We start from the raw sequence: 5,453 nt of genomic DNA, 5'->3' as shown, positions 1-5,453 counted from the left end.
CCCCCACCAAGGCCTTAACCCACTGTGGACCCCGCCATTGGGGGGGTCCACAGTGCGGTGCCGTCAACGAGGACGGCGGGTGCGCAAGGAATTACTTCTTTGCGGCAACAACCTGCAGTGCAATCTTTGCCGAAACATCGGTGTGCAGACGCACGGTAGCCGAGTAGTTACCCGTCGACTTGATGTGGTCGTCGATCTCGATGTTGCGCTTGTCGATCGAGCCAACGCCGGCGGCTGCAACAGCCTTGGCGATGTCGTCGGTCTTGACGGTGCCGAAGAGGCGACCGGTAGCGCCGGCCTTGACGGTCAGCTTGACCGGCTTGGCGGACAGCGAAGCAGCAAGTGCCTGTGCCTCTTCCAAGGATGCAACAGCGCGAGCAGCACGGGCGGCCTTGATCGACTCAACCTGCTTCTCACCGCCCTTGGTCCAGGTGATGGCGAACGAACGCGGGAGAAGGTAGTTACGTGCGTAACCATCCTTCACCTCGACGATGTCGCCTGCGGCACCGAGGCCGGTAACTTCGTGGGTCAGAATGAGCTTTGCCATGTTGGTATACCTTCCTTAGCCGCGGCCGGCGCCGGAGTAAGGCAGCAATGCCACTTCGCGCGCGTTCTTGATGGCCTGTGCGATCTTGCGCTGTTCCTGTACGGAAACGCCGGTAACGCGACGGGCACGGATCTTTCCGCGATCCGAAATGAACTTGCGCAGCAATGCTACGTCCTTATAGTCGATGACAGTGATGTCAGCGGCCTTCAAGGGATTGGACTTTGGTTTGGGCTTACGGAGTTCAGCCTTAGCCATCGTGGAGCTCCTTAATTCAGGTGGAGCCCGCAGAATTTTCTGCGGGATGGTGAATAAATTTGTTTAGAAGGGCGGTTCGTCGGAACCCGGGTTGCCCCATCCGCCATTGTTTCCTCCGGCAGGAGCGCCCCATGGGTCGGCTGCAGGTGCATTCCAGCCGCCGCCGCTGTTTCCGCCGGAGTTTCCTCCACCGAATCCACCGCCGCCGCCTTGATTGCCACCGGCATTTGCGCCGGCGTTCTGCTGGCCGCCGAAGCCACCACCGCCACCACCGCCGGAGCGCTGGGTACGGGTGACCTTTGCGGAGGCGTAACGCAGCGACGGGCCGATTTCATCGACCTCAAGCTCGGTGACGTTACGCTTTTCGCCTTCCTTGGTTTCGTAGGAACGCGACTTGAGGCGACCCTGGGCGATGACTCGCATGCCCTTGGTCAACGTCTCAGCGACGTTTTCAGCAGCCTCACGCCACACCGACGCACGGAGGAACAGCGTGTCGCCGTCCTTCCATTCATTGGTCTGGCGGTCGAAGGTTCGCGGGGTCGAAGCAATGGTGAAGTTCGCCACTGCCGATCCTGACGGGGTGAAACGCAGTTCCGGGTCAGCGGTCAAATTACCAATAACCGTAATGACTGTTTCGCCTGCCATTGAAGCCTCCTAAAGTGTTGTTCTACGAAGATCGGACAGCAGAATTACTCCGCTACGACCTTTGCCTCTTCCGGGCGGGTGATCTTGGTGCGCATGATGGTCTCATTGAGGCTCAGCTGGCGATCAAGCTCTGCGGAAGTAGCGGGGGTAGCGGTGAAGTTAACTACCGCGTAAATGGCCTCATTCTTCTTCTGAATGTCGTAGGCCAGGCGGCGACGGCCCCAGATGTCAACCTTTTCGATGGTTCCACCATCGTTGAGGACAACGTCCAGGAACTTACCGAGGGTCGGTTCAACGGTTCGCTCGTCGACCTCGGGGTCGATCAGCACCATCAATTCATAAGCACGCATGTGAACCCACCTCCTTTGGGCTAAACGGTCACGGCATTTCCGCAACAGGAGGTTCTTTGCATTTGCTGTCGCCACAACCCGATTGCCGGGCGCGGCAGAAACAGCCTCAACCATTCTAGCGGAAAATCACCGCCGCACCCGACGATGCCGGGTGCGGTGTATCACGGAGGTCACCTCTCGGTGTCCATCAGCCCGTCGGCGCGCAGCTGATCCTCCAGCCGATCACCGAAGACCGGGGCGAGCGTGCGCATGTAGGTGTCGGAGATGTGGTGCTTGTCCCGGTACACCAACACGTTCCCGATGACGGCGGGGCAGAATCCGTCGGCACAGAACTGGTCGGTGAAATCCAGGACACCGACCCGCCGCTCGAGCTTGGCCGCAGCGAGTGTGAAGTCGTTGGCCTCGAAGGCCTTTGATTCCGGGGCGCCGCAGGACCGAAGCTCTTCCGGGTGCTGCACCACGCAATCCCGCGCATAGGCCTTCAGCCCGGGGCGCGGGGTGTCGAAAATCGGGTAGACCTTGATTCCGGCGTCTTCCAGCTGGCCCCAATAGTTGGCGAAGCCCTGGGCGGCACCCTTTTCGAACGTGGCTCCGGACCAGTGACCGCTCACCACCGCGTCCACATCCCCGCGGGCCAGGATGCGCTTCAGCGTGTCCTTGTTGGCTTGGTGGCAGGAAATGCCGCCATCTTTTTCGGCGGTGCGCTTGGTGGCGCTGAAGGGGCAGGAATTCTTCAGGTAGGTCAACACCGTCCAGCCGTGTTGCTTGGCGGTTGCCTCCATCGCCCGGTACCAATGCGAGGCGTGCGAATCTCCCACCAGGGCAATGGTCAGGGTCCCGTCGGCTGCACCCTTCTCGCATTCGACGGTGATGGGCGACTTGGGTTTCTGGACGCACTCACCTAGGTCGGGCAGGTCGTACTCGGCCTCGGCCGGAACCGGGACGATCTGCCGCACGCCCTCCAGGTATGCAGGTGCACCGGCGGGGACCGAAGCTGCACCGAACCCGGGCGGAGGAGAGGCAAGCAGCGTGGCGACCGCGCGTTCCTGGGCGACGATCTCGCGTTCGGCCAGGGTTCCGGGGGCCACCGCAAGCGCCGCGACCAGGACCAGTGCGGCGGCCCCGGCACCCAGCGCCCGCCAGTTCGAGACGGCGAGCGGGGCGAAGGTCCGCACCGGGGTTTCGATCCAGCGGTAGCTGGCCCAGGCAAGCAGCAGCGAAAGCACCAGCAGACCGATGCTCTGGGCGGGCCCCGGCTCGCGGCCGGCGAAGAAGAGGAAGAAGGTGAGCGCCGGCCAGTGCCACAGGTACAGGGAGTAGGACACGTTCCCCACCCATTGCACCGCGGGAAGCTCGAGGAGTTTCTGCGGAGCCAAGGCGCCACTGGTCTGCCCGGCCAGGATCACCGCCAGGGTTCCCGCCACCGGCAGGGCAGCGGACAGTCCGGGGAAGGGCGTGCCACCGTCAAAGCCAAAGGCAGCCGCCGCGATTGCCCCAAAACCGCCCCAGGCCAGCGCGGTCCGCACGCCGGGGACCACAAGCCAGCGAGCGCCGCGTGCCGCAAGCCCGGGCTCTGGCGGGGCGAGCAGCAGCGCCAGCAGGCCGCCGGCAGCCATTTCCCAGACGCGGGCGGGGGTGATGAAGTAGGCGGCCGGGTTTCCCGAATTCACCAGCACCATCGAATAGGCCAGCGAGGCGAGGATGACCGTGCCGAAGACCAGCAGGAGTGTGGTGCGCGGAAGCCCTCCGGTGGTTTCCCGGCGTCCCACGCGGTCCCGGGCCCCGGCACGTGGCCGGGCCCTGGCCAGCCACACTGCCAGCAGCACCAGCAGCGGCCAGATGAGGTAGAACTGTTCCTCAACCCCGAGGGACCAGAAATGCTGCAGCGCGGTGGGTTCGGCATCGGCGGCAAGGTAGTCGACCGCGTCGGCGGCCAGCACCCAGTTTTCCACCGAAAACGCCGAGGCCAGGGCGGCGGTGCCCACGGTTTTCCACTGCGTGGCAGGCAGGAAGGCCATCGTGGCGGCCAGCACCGCGAGGATCACCGCAAACGCGGCGGGCAGGATCCGCCGCACCCGCGCGGCCCAGAACCCCGGAAGGTCGATGCGCCCGGTCTTGCGCACCTCGCGCAGCAGGTGCCCGGTGATCAGGAACCCGGAGATCGCGAAGAACACGTCGACCCCGACGAAGCCGCCGGGGACCATGCGCGGCTCGAGGTGGTAGGCCACGACCAGCAGCACCGCCACGGCGCGCAACGACTGGACCTCGGGCAGGAAACGGCGTGGCTTCGACTCGGCAATCATGTCCGCGAGCAAAGCACACAAGCATGAACAGCCGGTGACCTCTGGGTGTTAACCGGCTTTCCGGTTCGCCGTTTGTTGGCACATCGGGCCAAGGACCTAGGCGGCGAAGAACGCCTCGGAGATCCTGGCCAGGCGCAGCGGATCGGCCACGCCGCACATTTCGCGGGCCGAGTGCATCGACAGCAGCGGGATGCCCACATCCACGGTGCGGATGCCCAGCCGGGTGGCGGTCAGCGGGCCGATGGTCGACCCGCACGGCATCTGGTTGTTGGACACGAACTCCTGGTACGGGACATCGGCGGTGGCGCAGAGCCGGGCAAAGAGCGCCGCGCCCACCGCGTCGGTGGCATAGCGCTGGTTCGCGTTGATCTTCAGCAAGGGGCCGGCCCCCAGCAACGGGCGGTTGGCCGGGTCGTGGCGCCCGGGGTAGTTCGGGTGCACCGAGTGCCCGGCGTCGGCCGAGAGGCAGAACGAGTCGGCGTAGGCGCGGTTGCGGTCCTGCAGCGTGGCGCCCAGGCCGTGCCCGATGCGCTCGAGCACGTCCTGCAGGAACGGGCCGCAGGCCCCGGAGCGGGAGGCGGAACCGATTTCCTCGTGGTCAAAGGCGGCAAGCACTCCAATGTGGTCGCCGGTGCCCGTGGCGGCATGGTTCACCAGGGCGGTGAGCGAGGCGTGCACCGAGGAGAGGTTGTCCAGGCGCCCGGAGGCAAAGAACTCGTTGGAGGCGCCGAAGATTTCGCCGCGCTGCGCGTCGGCAACCACCACGTCGTAGCCGCCGATCTGGGCAACATCCACGCCCGCCGCTTCGGCCAGCACCGCCAGCACGTCGGCCTGCCCCGGGTCCCCGATCCCCCACACCGGGTTCATGTGCACCTGCTTGTCCAGCGCAAGCCCGTCGTTGACGGCCCGGTCCAGGTGAACGGCCAGCTGCGGGAAGCGCAGCATCGGGTTGGTGCGCGCCAGCACCTGTGTGCCGTCGAGCAGCACCAGGCGCCCCGCAAGCAGCAGCTCCCGGTCCAGCCAGGAGTTCAGCAGCGGGCCGCCGTAGACCTCCACGCCTGCCTGCAGCCAGCCGTGGGCGCCGGTGGTGGGCTTGGGCTTGAGCTTGAAGGAGGGCGAGTCGGTGTGGGAGCCCAGGATGTGGAATCCGGTGGTTGCACTCGCGTTCTCCGGCTGCACCCAGGCAATGATCGCGCCGTCGCGGATCACGTAGTGCCCGCCCGGACCCGGTTCCCACGCGTTCGCCTCGAAAAGCTCGGTGAAGCCCGCCGCGTCCAGGCGGCGGGGCGCCGCGGGGGGGGGGGGGGAGGGTGAGGGGGGGTGCGCGGCGCAGGCGGGAAGGGGGGTGTTGTT

Annotated in this window: 6 protein-coding genes; all 6 read right to left on the bottom strand. The window is 65.6% G+C overall.

Features of this window, described 5'->3' with window-relative positions:
* Positions 1-91 precede the first annotated feature (91 nt).
* Positions 92-547 carry a 50S ribosomal protein L9 gene (gene rplI, locus ACLQ7E_RS11370; RefSeq protein WP_411732684.1) on the bottom strand — a complete coding sequence of 152 codons (456 nt, stop codon included), beginning with the start codon at positions 545-547 and terminating at the stop codon, positions 92-94.
* A 15-nt stretch (positions 548-562) separates the two neighbouring features.
* A complete protein-coding gene (gene rpsR / locus ACLQ7E_RS11365) occupies positions 563-802 on the bottom strand; it encodes a 30S ribosomal protein S18 (protein WP_007269381.1) in 240 nt (79 codons plus the stop codon).
* Positions 803-865: 63 nt separating this feature from the next.
* Entirely contained in the window at positions 866-1,447 is a 582-nt protein-coding gene (locus tag ACLQ7E_RS11360) for a single-stranded DNA-binding protein (protein WP_411732683.1), read from the bottom strand.
* Positions 1,448-1,491: 44 nt separating this feature from the next.
* Positions 1,492-1,797: a 30S ribosomal protein S6 gene (gene rpsF, locus ACLQ7E_RS11355; protein WP_068732441.1), complete on the bottom strand. Its 306-nt coding sequence runs from the start codon at positions 1,795-1,797 to the stop codon at positions 1,492-1,494.
* Positions 1,798-1,967: 170 nt separating this feature from the next.
* Positions 1,968-4,100 carry an acyltransferase family protein gene (locus ACLQ7E_RS11350; RefSeq protein WP_411732682.1) on the bottom strand — a complete coding sequence of 711 codons (2,133 nt, stop codon included), beginning with the start codon at positions 4,098-4,100 and terminating at the stop codon, positions 1,968-1,970.
* Positions 4,101-4,196: 96 nt separating this feature from the next.
* On the bottom strand, positions 4,197-5,453 hold a 1,257-nt coding region (locus ACLQ7E_RS11345), incomplete at its 5' end, for a M18 family aminopeptidase (protein WP_411732681.1).

Origin of the sequence: Paeniglutamicibacter sp. (assembly GCF_046714615.1) — a bacterium.
In the GTDB taxonomy this organism is placed as follows: domain Bacteria; phylum Actinomycetota; class Actinomycetes; order Actinomycetales; family Micrococcaceae; genus Paeniglutamicibacter.
Note: the sequence above shows the minus strand (reverse complement) of the source record. Positions and strands in the feature narration are given on the sequence as shown.

Excerpts from the sequence above, each read along its gene's own strand:
- rpsF (WP_068732441.1), bottom strand. The coding sequence starts at position 1,797 with ATGCGTGCTTATGAATTGATGGTGCTGATCGACCCCGAGGTCGACGAG.
- ACLQ7E_RS11360 (WP_411732683.1), bottom strand. The coding sequence starts at position 1,447 with ATGGCAGGCGAAACAGTCATTACGGTTATTGGTAATTTGACCGCTGAC.
- rpsR (WP_007269381.1), bottom strand. The coding sequence starts at position 802 with ATGGCTAAGGCTGAACTCCGTAAGCCCAAACCAAAGTCCAATCCCTTG.
- ACLQ7E_RS11350 (WP_411732682.1), bottom strand. The coding sequence starts at position 4,100 with ATGATTGCCGAGTCGAAGCCACGCCGTTTCCTGCCCGAGGTCCAGTCG.
- rplI (WP_411732684.1), bottom strand. The coding sequence starts at position 547 with ATGGCAAAGCTCATTCTGACCCACGAAGTTACCGGCCTCGGTGCCGCA.